15 protein-coding genes are annotated in these 15,385 nt (G+C 45.5%); 9 read left to right on the top strand and 6 right to left on the bottom strand.

Annotated features, from left to right (window positions below; translation table 11 throughout):
- Nucleotides 1–502: 502 nt before the first annotated feature.
- Entirely contained in the window at nt 503–1,759 is a 1,257-nt protein-coding gene (locus R7P67_RS21065; RefSeq protein ID WP_104980377.1) for a type 2 secretion system lipase, read from the top strand.
- 155 nt (nt 1,760–1,914) lie between these two features.
- Here R7P67_RS21065 and R7P67_RS21060 read toward each other — a convergent pair whose 3' ends face one another.
- Entirely contained in the window at nt 1,915–2,514 is a 600-nt protein-coding gene (locus tag R7P67_RS21060) for a TetR/AcrR family transcriptional regulator (protein WP_054728629.1), read from the bottom strand.
- Between the two features lie 111 nt (nt 2,515–2,625).
- Here R7P67_RS21060 and R7P67_RS21055 point away from each other — a divergent pair, with 111 nt between their 5' ends.
- On the top strand, nt 2,626–3,168 hold the full coding sequence (locus R7P67_RS21055) for a carboxymuconolactone decarboxylase family protein (protein ID WP_005374097.1): 543 nt from the start codon (nt 2,626–2,628) through the stop codon (nt 3,166–3,168).
- A gap of 96 nt (nt 3,169–3,264) precedes the next feature.
- Here R7P67_RS21055 and R7P67_RS21050 read toward each other — a convergent pair whose 3' ends face one another.
- Genes R7P67_RS21050 through R7P67_RS21040 form a run of 3 tightly spaced genes read right to left on the bottom strand, consistent with a single transcriptional unit; the run spans nt 3,265 to nt 7,797 of the window.
- The gene (locus tag R7P67_RS21050; protein ID WP_171344276.1) at nt 3,265–4,641 is read right to left on the bottom strand and encodes an efflux transporter outer membrane subunit; all 1,377 of its coding nucleotides are present in this window, start codon (nt 4,639–4,641) and stop codon (nt 3,265–3,267) included.
- Between the two features lie 14 nt (nt 4,642–4,655).
- Nucleotides 4,656–6,620, bottom strand: coding sequence for a MacB family efflux pump subunit (locus tag R7P67_RS21045; RefSeq protein ID WP_213906710.1), 1,965 nt, complete (start codon nt 6,618–6,620; stop codon nt 4,656–4,658).
- A 1-nt stretch (nt 6,621) separates the two neighbouring features.
- Nucleotides 6,622–7,797 (bottom strand): efflux RND transporter periplasmic adaptor subunit, encoded by a 1,176-nt coding sequence (locus tag R7P67_RS21040; protein WP_262652619.1) that lies wholly within the window; start codon nt 7,795–7,797, stop codon nt 6,622–6,624.
- A 768-nt stretch (nt 7,798–8,565) separates the two neighbouring features.
- Between R7P67_RS21040 and R7P67_RS21035 the strand changes: the two genes are divergently transcribed.
- The 4 genes from R7P67_RS21035 (at nt 8,566) to R7P67_RS21020 (ending at nt 11,793) form a co-directional block, all read left to right on the top strand.
- Nucleotides 8,566–9,909, top strand: a complete 1,344-nt coding sequence (locus R7P67_RS21035; RefSeq protein ID WP_025768039.1) for an OmpP1/FadL family transporter — start codon at nt 8,566–8,568, stop codon at nt 9,907–9,909.
- Nucleotides 9,910–9,987: 78 nt separating this feature from the next.
- On the top strand, nt 9,988–10,707 hold the full coding sequence (locus R7P67_RS21030; protein WP_318086057.1) for a carbonic anhydrase family protein: 720 nt from the start codon (nt 9,988–9,990) through the stop codon (nt 10,705–10,707).
- A 79-nt stretch (nt 10,708–10,786) separates the two neighbouring features.
- Nucleotides 10,787–11,338, top strand: coding sequence for a YtfJ family protein (locus R7P67_RS21025; protein WP_213866856.1), 552 nt, complete (start codon nt 10,787–10,789; stop codon nt 11,336–11,338).
- A gap of 20 nt (nt 11,339–11,358) precedes the next feature.
- Nucleotides 11,359–11,793 carry a hypothetical protein gene (locus tag R7P67_RS21020; protein ID WP_213866855.1) on the top strand — a complete coding sequence of 145 codons (435 nt, stop codon included), beginning with the start codon at nt 11,359–11,361 and terminating at the stop codon, nt 11,791–11,793.
- A 79-nt stretch (nt 11,794–11,872) separates the two neighbouring features.
- Here R7P67_RS21020 and R7P67_RS21015 read toward each other — a convergent pair whose 3' ends face one another.
- Nucleotides 11,873–12,412: an NUDIX hydrolase gene (locus R7P67_RS21015; RefSeq protein WP_262652618.1), complete on the bottom strand. Its 540-nt coding sequence runs from the start codon at nt 12,410–12,412 to the stop codon at nt 11,873–11,875.
- A 51-nt stretch (nt 12,413–12,463) separates the two neighbouring features.
- Nucleotides 12,464–13,138, bottom strand: a complete 675-nt coding sequence (gene yjjG / locus R7P67_RS21010) for a pyrimidine 5'-nucleotidase (protein WP_005374109.1) — start codon at nt 13,136–13,138, stop codon at nt 12,464–12,466.
- A gap of 138 nt (nt 13,139–13,276) precedes the next feature.
- Between yjjG and R7P67_RS21005 the strand changes: the two genes are divergently transcribed.
- From R7P67_RS21005 to R7P67_RS20995, 3 genes are all read left to right on the top strand, one after another.
- Nucleotides 13,277–14,200: a LysR family transcriptional regulator gene (locus R7P67_RS21005; RefSeq protein WP_053307145.1), complete on the top strand. Its 924-nt coding sequence runs from the start codon at nt 13,277–13,279 to the stop codon at nt 14,198–14,200.
- Between the two features lie 115 nt (nt 14,201–14,315).
- Complete coding sequence (locus R7P67_RS21000; protein WP_005497913.1) at nt 14,316–14,630, top strand: hypothetical protein; 315 nt, start codon at nt 14,316–14,318, stop codon at nt 14,628–14,630.
- Between the two features lie 47 nt (nt 14,631–14,677).
- Nucleotides 14,678–15,364: a helix-turn-helix transcriptional regulator gene (locus R7P67_RS20995; protein WP_005497912.1), complete on the top strand. Its 687-nt coding sequence runs from the start codon at nt 14,678–14,680 to the stop codon at nt 15,362–15,364.
- Nucleotides 15,365–15,385 lie beyond the last annotated feature (21 nt).

Genomic DNA, 15,385 nt, shown 5'->3' with positions numbered 1-15,385 from the left:
AAATAAGCCTTGTTTTTTACTTGTTGTGTAGTGCATTTGCCCTATTCCTTATTTGAGCTAATTTTTATTCACTATATTCTCATGAAAAGTCATCATCATGATGTTTGCATGAGAGCTTCAGCTATAGTTTACAGAGCAAAAATGCCAAACAATTTGTTTCATGAATATACAAATTTGTACAAAAGATCATTCAATAAACACTTTAAGTTAACATTAAAAATCATCAACAAAACCTTATAAAGCAATTACTTAATTAACAAAAAGTGAATGTTAAATTAATGTTAGTGAGTAATTATTCTAAATGTCACCCATTTAATCGATTGCTATGCTGAATGGATTTTTTGACCGTGGTGCCAAAACTGAAATATTGAATATTTAGTTGTTGACTGTCTTGAGCATTTACTCAGAATTAGAAGGTTTAGTGAGAAAAATTCTCATCTAAATACTGTTATAGCCGAGCGTATTCACGCATTCGGAACAATAACCATTACAAGAAGAGTGAATGATGAAAAAAACAATCACACTATTAACTGCATTACTTCCGCTTGCCTCCGCCATTGCAGAGGAGCCAACTTTATCACCGGCAATGGTTTCTGCGGCTGAAGTGGTTAGCGCGCAAGAAAATCAAACTTATACGTACGTTCGATGCTGGTATCGTACGAGCCACTCTAAGGACGATGCGGCTACCGATTGGAAATGGGCAAAAAACAAAGATGGTAGTGACTTCACTATCGATGGTTATTGGTGGAGCTCTGTTTCATTTAAAAACATGTTCTACACCAATACCTCACAAAACGTAATTCGCCAGCGTTGTGAAGAAACACTAGATCTAGCGAACGAGAACGCAGACATTACATTTTTTGCTGCCGACAATCGTTATTCTTATAACCACACGATCTGGAGCAATGATGCTGCAATGCAACCAGATCAAATCAACAAAGTAGTGGCTTTAGGCGATAGCTTGTCTGATACAGGCAACATCTTTAACGCGTCCCAATGGCGCTTTCCTAACCCGAATAGCTGGTTCTTGGGTCACTTCTCAAACGGTTTTGTTTGGACGGAATACGTTGCTAAAGCCAAAAACTTACCGCTATACAACTGGGCAGTTGGTGGCGCAGCAGGTGAAAACCAATACATCGCGCTAACTGGTGTCGGCGAACAAGTTTCTTCTTACTTAACCTACACAAAGCTGGCGAAGAACTACAACCCTGCTAACACATTGTTTACGTTAGAGTTTGGTTTAAATGATTTCATGAACTACAACCGTAGCGTGCCGGAAGTAAAAGCGGATTACGCTGAAGCTCTGATTCGTTTAACAGACGCTGGCGCGAAGAACTTCATGTTGATGACACTGCCTGATGCAACCAAAGCACCACAGTTCAAATACTCAACACAGGAAGAAATTGAAACGATTCGTGCGAAAGTATTGAAAATGAACGAGTTCATCAAAGCACAAGCGATGTACTACAAAGCCCAAGGCTACAACATCGCATTGTTTGATACACACGCACTGTTTGAGAAGTTAACCTCGGCACCAGAAGAACACGGTTTCGTAAATGCAAGCGACCCTTGCTTAGACATCAACCGTTCATCCTCTGTTGACTACATGTACACTCACTCATTACGTTCTGAATGTGCAGCATCTGGCGCAGATAAGTTCGTGTTCTGGGATGTGACTCACCCAACCACAGCAACGCATCGTTATGTGGCTGAAAAAATGTTAGAAAGCAGCAATAACTTAGAAGAGTTTCGCTTTTAATAAGCCGTTGTTGTTCATTGCAAGTTAATCTGCATAAAAATGACCACGATGCTTCGTGGTCATTTTTTATCGATATCGAACCCCGATAACGGGTTTATTTGAGCTCGCTTACTTCAAGCCGTTGATTTAGAGACGTTGACTTTGAGCAGCCTCATTCAGCTTTCTGTTTTTGATACGTTACCGCGGAAGCTGTCCACCATAATAGAGATCAACGTCTTTAAGGTTACATCATCACTACGGTATGAGTAGGCTCGTATACCCGTAAACTGAACCTGGAACAACTGAGCAAGAAGCAATGTATCCTGGGCTTCAATTTCGCCATTCTCGATTGCTCGCTCAAACAGCTTTGCAAGAAAAGATTCAAATTGGTTTGCTAAGCTGTTTGTTTGATTGCGCAGCGCATTAAAATCCTCAGCAAATTCACTTGCTGATTTGACTAACATGCACACTTCACTGGGATTGGAGTCTCGCTGATTGATAACCACATCAATCGCGAAAGCTTCTATTGCATCTAGAACCGTTGTGTTCTGAGCTAAATGCAACTCAAACAGGGCTTGTAAGTTCGCAACATACATTTTTAGCGCTTCACAATATAGCCCCTCTTTTGACCCAAACGTCGCATAGATACTTCCAGGACGCAGATTCACGCTATCTTGTAAATCACGTGTAGATGTTGCATGAAAACCTTTCTTCCAGAATAGATCCGAGGCGGCTTTCACCACTTCATCACGTTGGAATTTCTTTGTATTCGCCATGAGCAATTATCAATTTTGAACATACGCTCAATTTTATATTGAGCGATCGCTCAAAATCAACTATCCTGTTCTTGTCTAATCCGCTCATATCCAATTACAGGAGATTTAAACATGGCAGAATTTAAACTGTATACCGCAGAAAACGCACCCGAAGGATCAAAGCACCTGATTGAAAATTCAGTCAAAGCGTTTGGCATGCTACCAAATCTTCATGCTGTTATGGCTGAAGCGCCAACCTTGCTTGAGGGTTATCAAGTTGTGCATGAGCTATTTCAACAAACATCATTTAACGCAGAAGAATTGACCGTCGTATGGCAAACCATCAACGTTGAACATGGTTGTCACTACTGCGTTCCTGCTCATAGTGCGATCGCGGCGTCAATGAAAGTGGATCAGGAGATTGTTGATGCCCTCGTCAACCAAACACCATTGGCAGACGAAAAACTTGAAACACTACGAGAAACAACGCTTCAAATGGTGCGTCAACGTGGTGTAGTGGAAGAGTCTCAGATAGAGAAATTCTTTGCGGCGGGTTACGGACAGCAGCAACTGCTTGAAATTGTACTTGGTCTAGCGCAAAAAGTGATGAGTAACTACACCAATCACCTAGCTGACACCCCGGTTGATGCACCTTTCAAGAAGTTCGCCAAGTAACTTAAGCTTTTATTACTGGTCCCATTGATGGGACCAGTAATACCTTCAAAAAAGGCTTTGTTGCATGGCGCTTCGCTAGTGTGAGCTGACCCCTAATTACAACGGCGCAACGTCGGTTCCTCCTAAAGACTGGTAAAGCGTAACCTGAGTGAGAAACTGGTTGTAACGGTTCTCCAACAAAGAAGCTTGCGCGTTTCTGGTGCCTTCTTGTGCATTCAAATAGTCCATGATCGACGTCGAACCATACTGATACCGCGCAGCATAAATGGACTCAGCGGCACTTGCGGCATCATATTGTTCTTGTAAACGCGCCGCCTGATACTTCAATTTCTCGCGTGCCGACAAGGCATTTTCGACATCTTGGAATGCGGCGTACAACACTTGGCGATAGCTCACAATGGCCGATTGATAGTCTAAATCGGCAATGGCTTGGCTGTTTTTCATCTCATTCCACTGCAAAAACGGTAGCGTCATATCCGCACCTAAACTGCCTATAGGGTTGGAAAGCAGGTCTTTGAGCGCTTGTGACGATCCCCCCAAAGCCCCAGTGAGCGTCAGCTTAGGCAAGTAGTCCAAATCTGCTGCGTCTTTATTTGCTAGCGCGGCTTTGACGTCATAAATCGCGGCTTTAATGTCGGGTCTGCGGATCAATAAATCAGACGGAGCACCAACACTCAACGATGGCATATCGCCTTCAGGCAGCATTTGGATGTTTGCACTGATGCTCTTCGGCGGTTGATTGAACAAAATCGCAAAGGCGTTGTTTGCCTCAAGTAAACTCTGTTCAAACTCACTTTGCTGCGCTTGTAAGCTTGCCAACGTACGTTTGGCTTCAAGCACATCTAACTGATCCACAGCGCCAAGTTGGTACTGTTTTTCAATCAATTGTAGCGTTTGAGCTGCGTCTACCACATTACGCTGGCTGAGGTTTAAGCGCTGTTGCAGATAGCCGATTTGCCAATATAGCGATGCCGTCGTTGCTACCAAACTTTGTGCGGTCGCCTCGCGATCTTGTTGACTTGCCATCGCCGACCACTTGGCTTGGTCAACGTCTGCCGAGATTTTTCCCCATAAATCCAACTCGTAATTGACGGATAAGTTAGTGCTGTAACTATCTGCCGATTCCCCGCTATCAAGAGATTTTTGAACTTGTCCTGATGTGGAAGAACTCAACGTAGGGAAAAGGTCATCTTGCGCTAAACCCAGCTGTAAACGCGCTTTCTTTAGCGTTAGCGTTGCCAGCGTCAAATCGTTATTTTGAGCCAACACCTGAGTAATGTATTGATTAAGAGTTGGGTCGTTAAACGCCAACCACCAAGGATCCATACTGACATCACCCGCAACATGCATCTGTTGCCAATTTGCAGGCACTTGCACCTCAGGAGCTTGATAGTCGCTACGCATAAGCGAACCACAACCTGACAACCACACTGCGCTTAAGGCAGCCGCGACCAATCGAGTTTTGAATTTCATTGTGTTACTCATTTTTAGTCTCTCGCTAGCGCTTCTATCGGATCGAGTTTGGCGGCATTGCGAGCGGGTAAAAAGCCGAAAGCGATGCCAATCAACGTTGAGCAAATAAACGCCCAGATGATCGAGTTCATCGAGTAAATCATTTGGAAGCTGCTACCAGACGTACTGAATGCAAAACCAATCAAAAACGCCAAGCCAATACCAGCAATGCCACCACACAAACACACTAGTACCGCTTCAATCAAAAACTGACGCAAAATATCCGCTTGCCGCGCACCCACAGCCATTCGCACACCGATCTCTTTCGTGCGCTCTGTCACCGACACCAACATGATGTTCATTACGCCAATTCCCCCGACAATTAGGGAGATCACCGCAATCGCTGAGATCAGTAACGTCATGGTTGCGGTGGTTTTCTCGATGCTCTGACGAATGGTGTCAGTGTTAATCGTGAAGAAATCTTCTGTACCGTGGCGCATTTTTAACAAGTTGATGATGCTCTGCTCTACCGCCGCACTTGGGGCGTTCTCATCAATCCGTACAGTAATGCCGTTGAGGTAGCGTTGTCCCATCATGCGTCCCGACATAGTGGTGTATGGCACCCAAATTTTCAGCGCGTCGCTGTTGCCAAACGCGTCTTCTTTTTTCTGCGTGACACCCACAATACGCACTGGCAATGAACCAAGAAAAATCACTTCACCAATCGGATTTCTATCCGCAAACATTTCCTTTCTGGTGTTGTCATCAATCACTGCTTCTTGGGCGAGTGAGTTCACGCTCTCTTCATCCCAAAACTGACCTTTGGCGATCCCATAACCGCGCACACGGAAATAGTCTTCCCCAACGCCTTCCACAGACGCAGTTGCATCCTGATTGGCGTAACGCACGGTTATGCTGTTGGATAAAGACGGCGTGACACTGTCAACAAAAGGTAGACTCTCCAACGATTTAGCATCGTCGGCGGTTAGCGTTTTCACTCGTCCGGAGCGGCGGTCACCAAACCCTTTGCCCGGCCTGACATCAATGGTATTTGTTCCCATGGATGAAATATTCGACAAAATTTGCTGTTGTGAACCATTACCTAGTGCCACCACGGAAACCACCGAGGCTATACCAATAATGATGCCGAGCATGGTCAAAAACGTGCGCATTCTGTGGCTAGACATCGCCAGCAGCGCCATTTTTAGCGCGTCAATAAAACTGTCCCACTTCCACCACTTACTGGCGGCTTGCGCTGGGCGATGAAAAGATGCGCTCGGTGTCTTTGCTGCTTGCTCATTGATTACAACTTGTGCATTTGGCGTATCTGCAATGATTTCACCATCTTTGATTTCAATGATGCGATCCGCAAAGTTCGCCACGTTCATATCATGAGTCACTAAGATGATAGTATGCCCAAGTTGATGCAACTCTTTAAGCAGTGCCATCATCTCTTGCCCACTGTGACTGTCTAATGCGCCAGTGGGCTCATCAGCGAGAATCACCTCACCACCGTTCATCAGTGCACGAGCAACACTCACGCGCTGTTGCTGGCCACCACTCAGTTGGCTGGGCTTGTGGGTCAAACGATCTTCCAGCCCCAAGCGAGCCAATAGTGACTGCGCTCGATCCGTTCTTTGACGATGAGGAACTCCCGCGTAAACCGCCGGTACTTCCACGTTTGCCACCGCGGTTAAATCCCCCAGCAGATGGTAACGCTGGAATATAAAGCCAAAATACTCGCGGCGCAGTTCCGCCAGTTGATCAGATTCCAACGTCGAGACATCTTGCCCATTAATGAAGTATCGACCGCTGGACGGTTTATCCAAGCAGCCGAGCACATTCATCAGCGTCGATTTACCTGAGCCTGATGCCCCCACGATCGCGACCATTTCACCGCGTTTTATCTCTAAATTAATGTGGTTCAACACGGTAAGCGACTCGTCGCCAGAGACAAATCGTCGAGTTAAATCCTCAACTTTTAAAAGCACGTCACTCATATTAGAACCTCATTGGAGGTCGACGACGATCACCTCGGCTTGATGATTCTCCATCCATAGCATTGCCAAGAACAACTTGGTCGCCCTCCTTCAAACCTGAGAGAACTTCTGCGTTCACTTTGTTGTTAATACCCACTGTCACGGGCTTTTGCACCACTTGGCCCTGTTCAAGCACTGGCACGGTATAGTTGCCTTTGCCGCCAGATTTTTGCAGCACTTGTGAAGGGACAATCAAGGTATTTTCCGATTGCTCAAGGACAATCGAAACTTGCGCAGTCATGCCAATACGCAAAATACCTTGCGGGTTCTTCACATCAAATACAGCGTTGTAGTAAATGGCGTCGCTATCTGAAATGCTCAAATCGCTGTCATCGCCATCCATGATGGTTGGCCCCGGCTCAATGGCGCGCAATGTCCCTTTAAACTGCTGATTCGGTTTACCTAAAATGGTGAACAGCGCCGTTTGGCCGGGGTGAACAAAAATCACATCGGCTTCCGAAATTTCGGCTTTCACCGTCATCATATCTAACTTGGCTAACTCGATAATAGTTGGCGTGGTTTGATTGGCGTTTACGGTTTGTCCTTCTTCCACCGCGGTGTAGACCACCGTGCCATCCATCGGTGCGTTGATGGTGGTGTAACCGAGATCTAACTGCGCATTGTCGACGTTGATTTTGGCTTTCTCGATTTCGGCATCCAGTTGCGCTAACTCGGCTTTGTAGATGGCGAGCGTCGCTTCGGCATTCTCGTAATCAGCTCGTGAGCTCGCTTTCGCTGCCAACATGCCTTTTTGACGCACGTATTCATAGTTTGCTTGTTTAATCTGCGCTTGCTTAGCCTGGTACTGAGCATTGAGACTATTAAGAGACGCTTGGGCTTCTTTGAGGCTGTTTTGCTGAGTCAGGCTGTCAATCTGTGCAATCAAGTCTCCCTGTTTTATCTCATCCCCTAAGTTCACAGCGAGACGTTGAATTTGCCCAGATACTTGCGCACCTACATTCACCAATTTGGACGCTTGCAACATGCCGTTGGCTAATACCGCCTTTTCGATATTGCCTTTGCGAACGACTTCTGTCGCGTAAGGAGAAATGGGTTCTGGACGTTGCAGATAATGATAACCACCAGCACCAATAGCAAGTAGGCCACACAAAACGAGCCATTTTTTATTGAGTTTCATAGCAGGAGTGAAGTAAATAATCGTTTTGATTTTATACTGCTATTTGTCTTAGCCGTACAGGGTACGAGACGTAAAGATAGGTAAATTAACGTCAAGAAACTGAATGAATAACTTCACTAACGTGAAAAATCAGAGATATTATAGTCACTTCAAAACTTTATTATTCAATACGTATAGCAAAGACCATTTTTAATATAGAAATTCAAGTTATAAGTATTATAAACAAAACTTTTAAATACCAAAAAACTAGTAAAAACTAAACTTATTCAATATGCAATCATTTTAAATTTCATGATGGTCACTTTGATGATTGAATTTAAAGAGGAGTTAAGTGGCAAGTTAAAAAAAAATACCCACATAACACAGGTAAGACCGAGAGGAGTGTGTCATGTGGGTTTAAACGATAGTTCTCTTGCTGATTCGAACTACCAACGTTGGGATGCAATGGAAATACAAATGACTCAGAGTTTCCATCACGGACACTTTATCGCTGGATTTCCCTCTATTTGTTAGGGAACAGTCAGTACAATAAAAATAGAGAAGTAATACCGCAAAAATAAAAATAGAGGTTCAGGATTTAATTTACACGTAAAATAACCACTATATTCACGCCATGAAGCATTAATAAATTCAACAATAAATATTTATTAAGTTAAATTTACTTATTGTCAGCACACTGTTAGTTTTACTCTTAAATGCACTGGTCAGATTTGTTTATTTTACTGATTTTCGTTGCAATACAACTTCTAATTAATTCATGAGAAAAACATGCAGCGACAATTAACTCTTTCACCGATTTATTTATTAATCGGGTTAGCCTCCTCGACGGCGTATGCCGGTGGTTTTCAAATTAACGAACATTCTGCGACGGGTCTTGGTCGTGCTTTTGCTGGTGATGCCGTCATTGGTGATAATGCGTCTGTAATCAGCCGCAACGCCGCAGCGATGACGCTGTTTAAACAAAATGCCTTATCGTTCGGTGTCACTTACGTCAAACCTGACGTTACCGTTAAAAATGCGCAATATCATCGAGCTAACATTAATGCGGATGTCAATGTTGGTATGGGTGGTTTTCCTCCGTCCCCTCAAGTTGACATTACCCCGTCCTTCTCTCAAACCGTGACCGACATTGATGACGTCGATGGCGTTGGTCAACCAGCCGTTGTACCCAATTTTTACTTTATTCACCCTATCAACGACGACTGGTATCTAGGCTTATCGGCATATTCCAACTTCGGAACCGACATGGAGTTTAAACCAAACTATGGCGCACCTGTTTTTGGCGGTGTCACCAGCGTAGCGAGTGTCAACCTTGGCGCAAGCTTGGCATACAAGGTGAACGATCGTTTTAGTATCGGTGGTGGTATTGATGTGATTTACGGCTCTGGTGAGCTGTACCGCGATATGGACGTGGGTGTTTGCGTTGGTGGGAACATACTTGGAAACGAACTAGAACAACGCTGTGGATCCGTAAAAGGCAACGCACTTGATGTGGAAGCTGGCGGCATTGGGCTTGGCGCGAACATTGGCATGATGTACGAGTTTAACGAACGTCATCGCTTAGGTTTAAGCTACAAGCACAGCCCTAACATTGATGCCAAGGGTGACATCCACTTTGCTGGCGAATCGTACGACTCGCTTGCTATGCCGCTACCGGATATTGCGGAGTTTTCCGGTTATCACCGCGTCTTACCTAAATTTGCCCTGCACTATTCTGTGCAGTGGATTGGTTGGTCAGCATTTGACAGCTTGAAAGCTGATGATCAGTTGCTAAAAGATTTTCAGTGGCAAGACTCCGCGCACTACTCCATCGGTGCGACTTGGTACGCCAATGAACGTTGGACACTACGCACGGGTTACATGTTCGACAAAACACCTGTCGATGAGCTGACTTCGCTTTCTATCCCAGATTCGAACCGTCACTGGTTATCTGCGGGGGCCTCTTACCAATGGTCATCAGATACCACGGTTGACATCGGCATGACGTACTTGATTGGTGAAGATGTCAACGTAGAAGAGTACGCGTATGAAGGTGTTCCTGCACCGATGGTGACGGGCGTTACCCATTCAAATGCGTTCCTAATTGGTGCCCAACTCAGCCACCGTTTCTAATTCGTCAGGCAGTGATCAAACCTCTAGGTCATTGCCTTGTAACAACGCTTATCAAAGCGACCGAACAGAGACATTATTATGAACAAAACACTACTTGCTTTTTCACTCTCACTTCTCACTCTAAGCGCGGCTCAGGCTTCGGAATGGGGCTATGGCAATGACAAACACGGGCCAGAACACTGGGGAGAAATCGCCAAAGACTGCGCAACCACGAAAAACCAAAACCCAATCAACATCGACAACCCAGCCGATGCAAAACTGGAAGCACTGAACCTTTCGTACACTGGTCAGGTCATTGGTTTAACCAACAATGGTCATACGCTGCAAGCGCAAGTGAACGGACGTAACAGCTTCACCATCGATGGCGAGACGTTCGAGCTGCAACAGTTCCATTTCCACACACCTTCAGAAAACCAAATCAAAGGCCGCCAATATCCACTTGAAGCGCACTTTGTACACGCCAACGCAGACGGCGAGTTGGCGGTAATTTCGGTGATGTTTGATGCTGGCGATCAAAACGCAGCGCTGTCTAAACTGATCAACGCAATCCCACAAGAGAATCAAACCACCTTCTTTAAAGATACGTTTGAGATTAACGACTTACTGCCAAAAACTGCAAACTACTATCGATTTAACGGCTCTTTAACCACACCACCATGTTCAGAAGGTGTGCGCTGGTTTGTGCTTAAAGACACTCAAACCTTATCCAAAGATCAAGCCGCGAAACTGATGGAAGTCATGGGACAAAACAATCGTCCGCTGCAACCGCTAAATGCGCGCGTTGTACTTTCTAACTAAACGCCACATCCGATAAGGGGCATCGTATTTGCCCCTTATTTTGATTCGCTCTAACCTCACTTCGTTACAGGAACCCCCAATGAAAACTCCATCTGTTCTGTCACTCTTACTCGCACTCGCCCCGACATTCGCCTTCTCTCATAACCTTTCTGTCGGTCAAACCACCCCTTCCGTCAGCATTGATACCTATGGCGAAATGACGCTGCAAGGAGACGATGTGGCTTATCAACCTTGGGCAACTCAGCAGATGTTAGGCAAAGTCCGTGTGATACAAGCCATTGCAGGTCGTAGTAAAGCCAAAGAGATGAACGCGCCGCTGATGTCAGCAATCACTGCCGCTCACTTTCCTGAAGATCAGTATCAGACCACAACCGTGATCAACCAAGAAGACGCCATTTGGGGAGCCGGTACATTTGTTAAATCGTCGGCAGAGGACAGCAAAAAGACATTCTCTTGGTCTTCCATGGTGTTAGACAAAAATGGCGTATTAGCAACAACTTGGGATCTACAGCAAGAAAGTTCTGCGATTATCGTACAAAATAAACAAGGCGAAATTTTATTCGTCAAAGAAGGGGCTTTAACTCAAGACGAAGTCACACACGTCATCGAACTGATTAAACAGAATATCTAAACCTAAGGTAAGGAAAAGCTATGAAACTGTTCAACACCATCGCACTCTGTCTTTTAGCGGCTGTAGCCTCTTTCCAATCGGTTGCAGGAGACAACAATTGGGATAAGATTGCAGATAAGACCGTCAGTTTTAAATCGGAAACCGACACAGTCAATCCACTGTCCCCATTTGCTAACGCTCGTTTTAGCCACATCAAAATCAAATGTACGCAAGGTACGGTCGATCTGAAAAGCGTTAAAGTAATCATGAAAGATGGTCAGGAAAAGACGTTCGACAGTTTAGGTGTTCTGACTAAAGGCATGTCATCAAGAAGTTTAAGCCTACCAACAAAAGATAACGCGAAGTTAGACAAAATCGAGTTGAACTATGAATCGGTTGGCAGCACTGCGCTGCAAGTCGCGGGGGTGACCAAAAAAGCGCAAGTGGAAATCTTAGGTAAGAAAATCGACGAGTAAGCAATGGCTCAACGAGCTCACCCAAACTAAAAACAGCGGCACTAGGCCGCTGTTTTCACTAAAAAATCGTCATGGATAACTAAATGAATTTCTTCAGCTTCGCCAAACCATAAGCGGCGATGGTGACACAATCTTTGATCGTGCCGTCGATCATCATCTGTTCGAACTCCTCAACAGAAAAAGCGCGAGTGATCAAATCCTCTTCTTCACTGTCGAGTTGATTGCCCACGTCCGTTAAATCAGTGGCGAAGTAGACGTGACATGTCTGATTCAAAAAGCCGTATGCGATAAACTGCGCGCCGACATACGCCATAGCGCTCGCCTGCATGCCCGTTTCTTCACGCAGCTCGCCTTTGGCAAGCTCAAGATGATCCGCCTCTGGGTTTGATTCCCACGCCCCTTGTGGGATCTCCCAACAACGTTGACCTACGGTGTAACGGTACTGCTGAACCAAGTGAATCATCCCGTTATCGATAGCCAGAATCGCAGCACAATCAGGTTTGTCGACCACACCATAGATGCCCTCTGCGCCGCTCGGACGTAAAATTTTGTCCTCACGCACCGTCATCCACTTATTCAGGTAAACGACTTTGCTGTCTAACTGTTTGATGTCTGACATGGTTATTCCTTGATTTTTCTGAGGGTTACTGCGGAATAATACCCGATTCGGTTACGCCACCAAAATGTTCTTTAGTTCACTCAAAGACTCAACGGTGTAATTTGGTGCGATACGCTCATCGACGCTTGCGCCTGTGGTATTTAACCAGCAAGTTTCAATACCAAAATTATTACCACCCAGAATATCGGAATGCAGGTTGTCACCCACCATCAGTACGCGCGTTTTGCATGGGTTGCCCATTTGCTGCATCGCGTATTCAAAAATACCTAAGTCCGGTTTTGCTACGCCCACTTGTTCAGAGATCACTACTTTATCGAAGTACTCAGTCATCCCTGTACGCTCAAGGCGAATCGCTTGCAACTCTGTAAAACCGTTGGTGATGATGCCCATTTTAGCTTTGCCTTGCAGCGCTTCCATCAGCTCTTTTGCACCTGGCAACAAGCTGCAAATATCGGCCATTGCTTCTAAAAATGCGCTATTGAGATCTGCTGTTGTGGTATTCAACTTCTCAGCCCACTCGGTAAAACGCTTATGTTTTAGCTCATCTGCCGTTACTTTGCCGTCTTGGTAATCCACCCAAAGCGGTTTGTTTACGGTTTGGTAATGAGCAAAATCTTGTTCAGTAAAATCTACGCCTTTGCGAGAAAACATAAGCTGCAAACCTTTGAAAGCATCAAAGTGGAATAAGGTTTCGTCAGCGTCAAACAGGATCCAATCGTACTTCATTTTCTTCTTCCCAAAATCAAGGTCGTAATACTGGTGCATAGTCTAGATTGTTTTCTTCTTGAAGATAATCTCTATAATTGGAAATTAATTGTATCCTTGTGCTCAACAATAAATGCTTCACGATAATAGGAGATTGATGTGAACGCGATTGCCTCCCTGCCCGTTTTTGTTGCTGTTGTCGAATGCGGCAGCTTTTCCCTTGCGGCCAAACAGCTGAATCTGACGAAATCGGCGATCAGCAAACGCATCAACCAACTAGAAGACGATTTGGGCATTCGTCTCCTTAACCGAACTACGCGTAAGCTGAGCCTGACCGAAGCGGGAGAACGCTATTTTGAGTACGCTTCTCAAGCGCTCAATCTGGCCCAGCAAGGCGTAGACGCGGTATCGGAACTGCAAGGCTCTCCACAAGGTCGGCTCAAAATTACCGTGCCGATGTCTTTCGGTGTTCTGCATATCGCGCCTTTGATCAGCGAGTTTCTCGCTCGTTACCCGAAAATTGAAGTGGATTTAAACCTCGAAGACAAAATGGTCGATTTGGTTAAAGACGGTTTTGATTTGGGGATCCGTATTGGTGAACTCACCTCTTCCAATCTAATCGCAAAACGCCTCGCCCCTTGTAAAAGTGTGCTTTGTGCCTCGCCAGATTACTTAGCGGAGTTTGGAACACCACAAAAACCAAGTGATTTAGTCGGTCACAACTGCCTGCGCTACTCCTATTTCCGTGGCGGCGTCGAATGGATGTTCATCAACAACGGCAGCGAATACAAGGTACTTCCAAAAGGAAACTTTATCGTCAATAACAGCGAAGCCATTCGCCAGTTGCTGTTAAGAGGTTCGGGCATTGCTCAACTGCCAACATTTATTGCAGGAAGAGACTTTGCCGCAGGAAATCTAAAACCGGTGATGGAAGAGTATTCTCTACCAGAACACGCCATTTATGCGGTGTTCCCTGAGCGCAAGCACATGCCGTTGAAAGTAAGAGCCTTTATCGATTTTATCAGCGAAAAACTCGGCACAGATTTACCTTACTGGGATCGTTACAACAGCCCAGAAAAATAACCATATTGATGATAAGTGAGTGAGATTTCACTACTGACATGTTCTGACATTCCATCCGCGTAACCTTATTTGGAACTCAACAGGCAATCCGCCAAAACCAATAAGGAATCACAATATGGAAACCGTTATCGAAACTGTGCAATTTCGTCTAACCGCAGGCACAACAGAGCAAGACGTGATCGCTGCTGCCAAACAGTCACAAACGTTTGTGAAGAATCTGCCGGGCTTTTTGTACCGATCGCTCAGTCACGAAGCGACGGACGATGTGTGGACAGACATCATTTACTGGCGTTCAATGGACGATGCAAAACAGGCGGGAAAACAGATTAAGCAAGCCGTTGAATTTCAGCCTCTGTTATCGATGATTGACTGCGAAAGCTTCGAGCTTAAACATCACAACTTAAAAATGTGCAGTGAGCTAGAGAAGTAATCAGCCACACTACCACTAACAACCAGTAGGTCTAGATAAGGAACATCATGAGCAAATCAGAACGACTGTTTGAGCTACTGACGCTTCTGCGCGCAAAGCGTTACGCCGTGACAGCGAAAGAGCTCGCAGAAAGAATGGAAGTCAGCGAACGTACGATTTATCGCGATATTCAGTCGTTGCTCAGTTCTGGTGTTCCGATTCAAGGTGAAGCAGGTGTCGGCTACCTGTTGCAAGCTGGCTCTCATCTGCCACCTTTGATGTTCTCAGAAAAGGAGATGATGGCGCTTGAACTGGGTATGCGGATGGTTCGAGCCTGGTCGGACGCCGAACTCGCCGAAGCGTCTCACTCTGCGTCCACCAAAATACTTTCGGTATTGCCAGATAAGCTCAAACAACAAGTGGAAGATTGTCCGCTGATTGTGCCCGATTATCACACCCAATCCGAGACTGCCAAACGAGGGCAGCTTCTGCGCCACGCGATTGATCATCAGTTTAAGGTCAGTTTGGATTACCAAGATGAAAGCGGACAGGTGACCGAGAGAAAAATCCAACCGTTAGGCCAGTTCTTTTGGGGCAAAGTCTGGACGCTGGTCGCCTGGTGCGAATTGCGCGATGACTATCGCCAGTTCCGCCTCGACCGTATCCAAGCACTGCGTATGCACGATGAAGAGTTTCAGAGTGCGGAAACCAAATCTCTCAAACATTATATTGCGCAGTATGAATCGAAAGATTGAGTGTTCTTCATCCTTCCATCA

It is taken from the genome of Vibrio sp. Vb0937, assembly GCF_033338855.1.
The sequence above is the reverse complement of the archived record's forward strand: the minus strand, read 5'-3'. Positions and strand labels throughout refer to the sequence as shown.

Coding starts and splice junctions, on each gene's coding strand:
- R7P67_RS21065 (WP_104980377.1), top strand. CDS start 503: ATGATGAAAAAAACAATCACACTATTAACTGCATTACTTCCGCTTGCC.
- R7P67_RS21060 (WP_054728629.1), bottom strand. CDS start 2,514: ATGGCGAATACAAAGAAATTCCAACGTGATGAAGTGGTGAAAGCCGCC.
- R7P67_RS21055 (WP_005374097.1), top strand. CDS start 2,626: ATGGCAGAATTTAAACTGTATACCGCAGAAAACGCACCCGAAGGATCA.
- R7P67_RS21050 (WP_171344276.1), bottom strand. CDS start 4,641: ATGAAATTCAAAACTCGATTGGTCGCGGCTGCCTTAAGCGCAGTGTGG.
- R7P67_RS21045 (WP_213906710.1), bottom strand. CDS start 6,620: ATGAGTGACGTGCTTTTAAAAGTTGAGGATTTAACTCGACGATTTGTC.
- R7P67_RS21040 (WP_262652619.1), bottom strand. CDS start 7,797: ATGAAACTCAATAAAAAATGGCTCGTTTTGTGTGGCCTACTTGCTATT.
- R7P67_RS21035 (WP_025768039.1), top strand. CDS start 8,566: ATGCAGCGACAATTAACTCTTTCACCGATTTATTTATTAATCGGGTTA.
- R7P67_RS21030 (WP_318086057.1), top strand. CDS start 9,988: ATGAACAAAACACTACTTGCTTTTTCACTCTCACTTCTCACTCTAAGC.
- R7P67_RS21025 (WP_213866856.1), top strand. CDS start 10,787: ATGAAAACTCCATCTGTTCTGTCACTCTTACTCGCACTCGCCCCGACA.
- R7P67_RS21020 (WP_213866855.1), top strand. CDS start 11,359: ATGAAACTGTTCAACACCATCGCACTCTGTCTTTTAGCGGCTGTAGCC.
- R7P67_RS21015 (WP_262652618.1), bottom strand. CDS start 12,412: ATGTCAGACATCAAACAGTTAGACAGCAAAGTCGTTTACCTGAATAAG.
- yjjG (WP_005374109.1), bottom strand. CDS start 13,138: ATGAAGTACGATTGGATCCTGTTTGACGCTGACGAAACCTTATTCCAC.
- R7P67_RS21000 (WP_005497913.1), top strand. CDS start 14,316: ATGGAAACCGTTATCGAAACTGTGCAATTTCGTCTAACCGCAGGCACA.
- R7P67_RS20995 (WP_005497912.1), top strand. CDS start 14,678: ATGAGCAAATCAGAACGACTGTTTGAGCTACTGACGCTTCTGCGCGCA.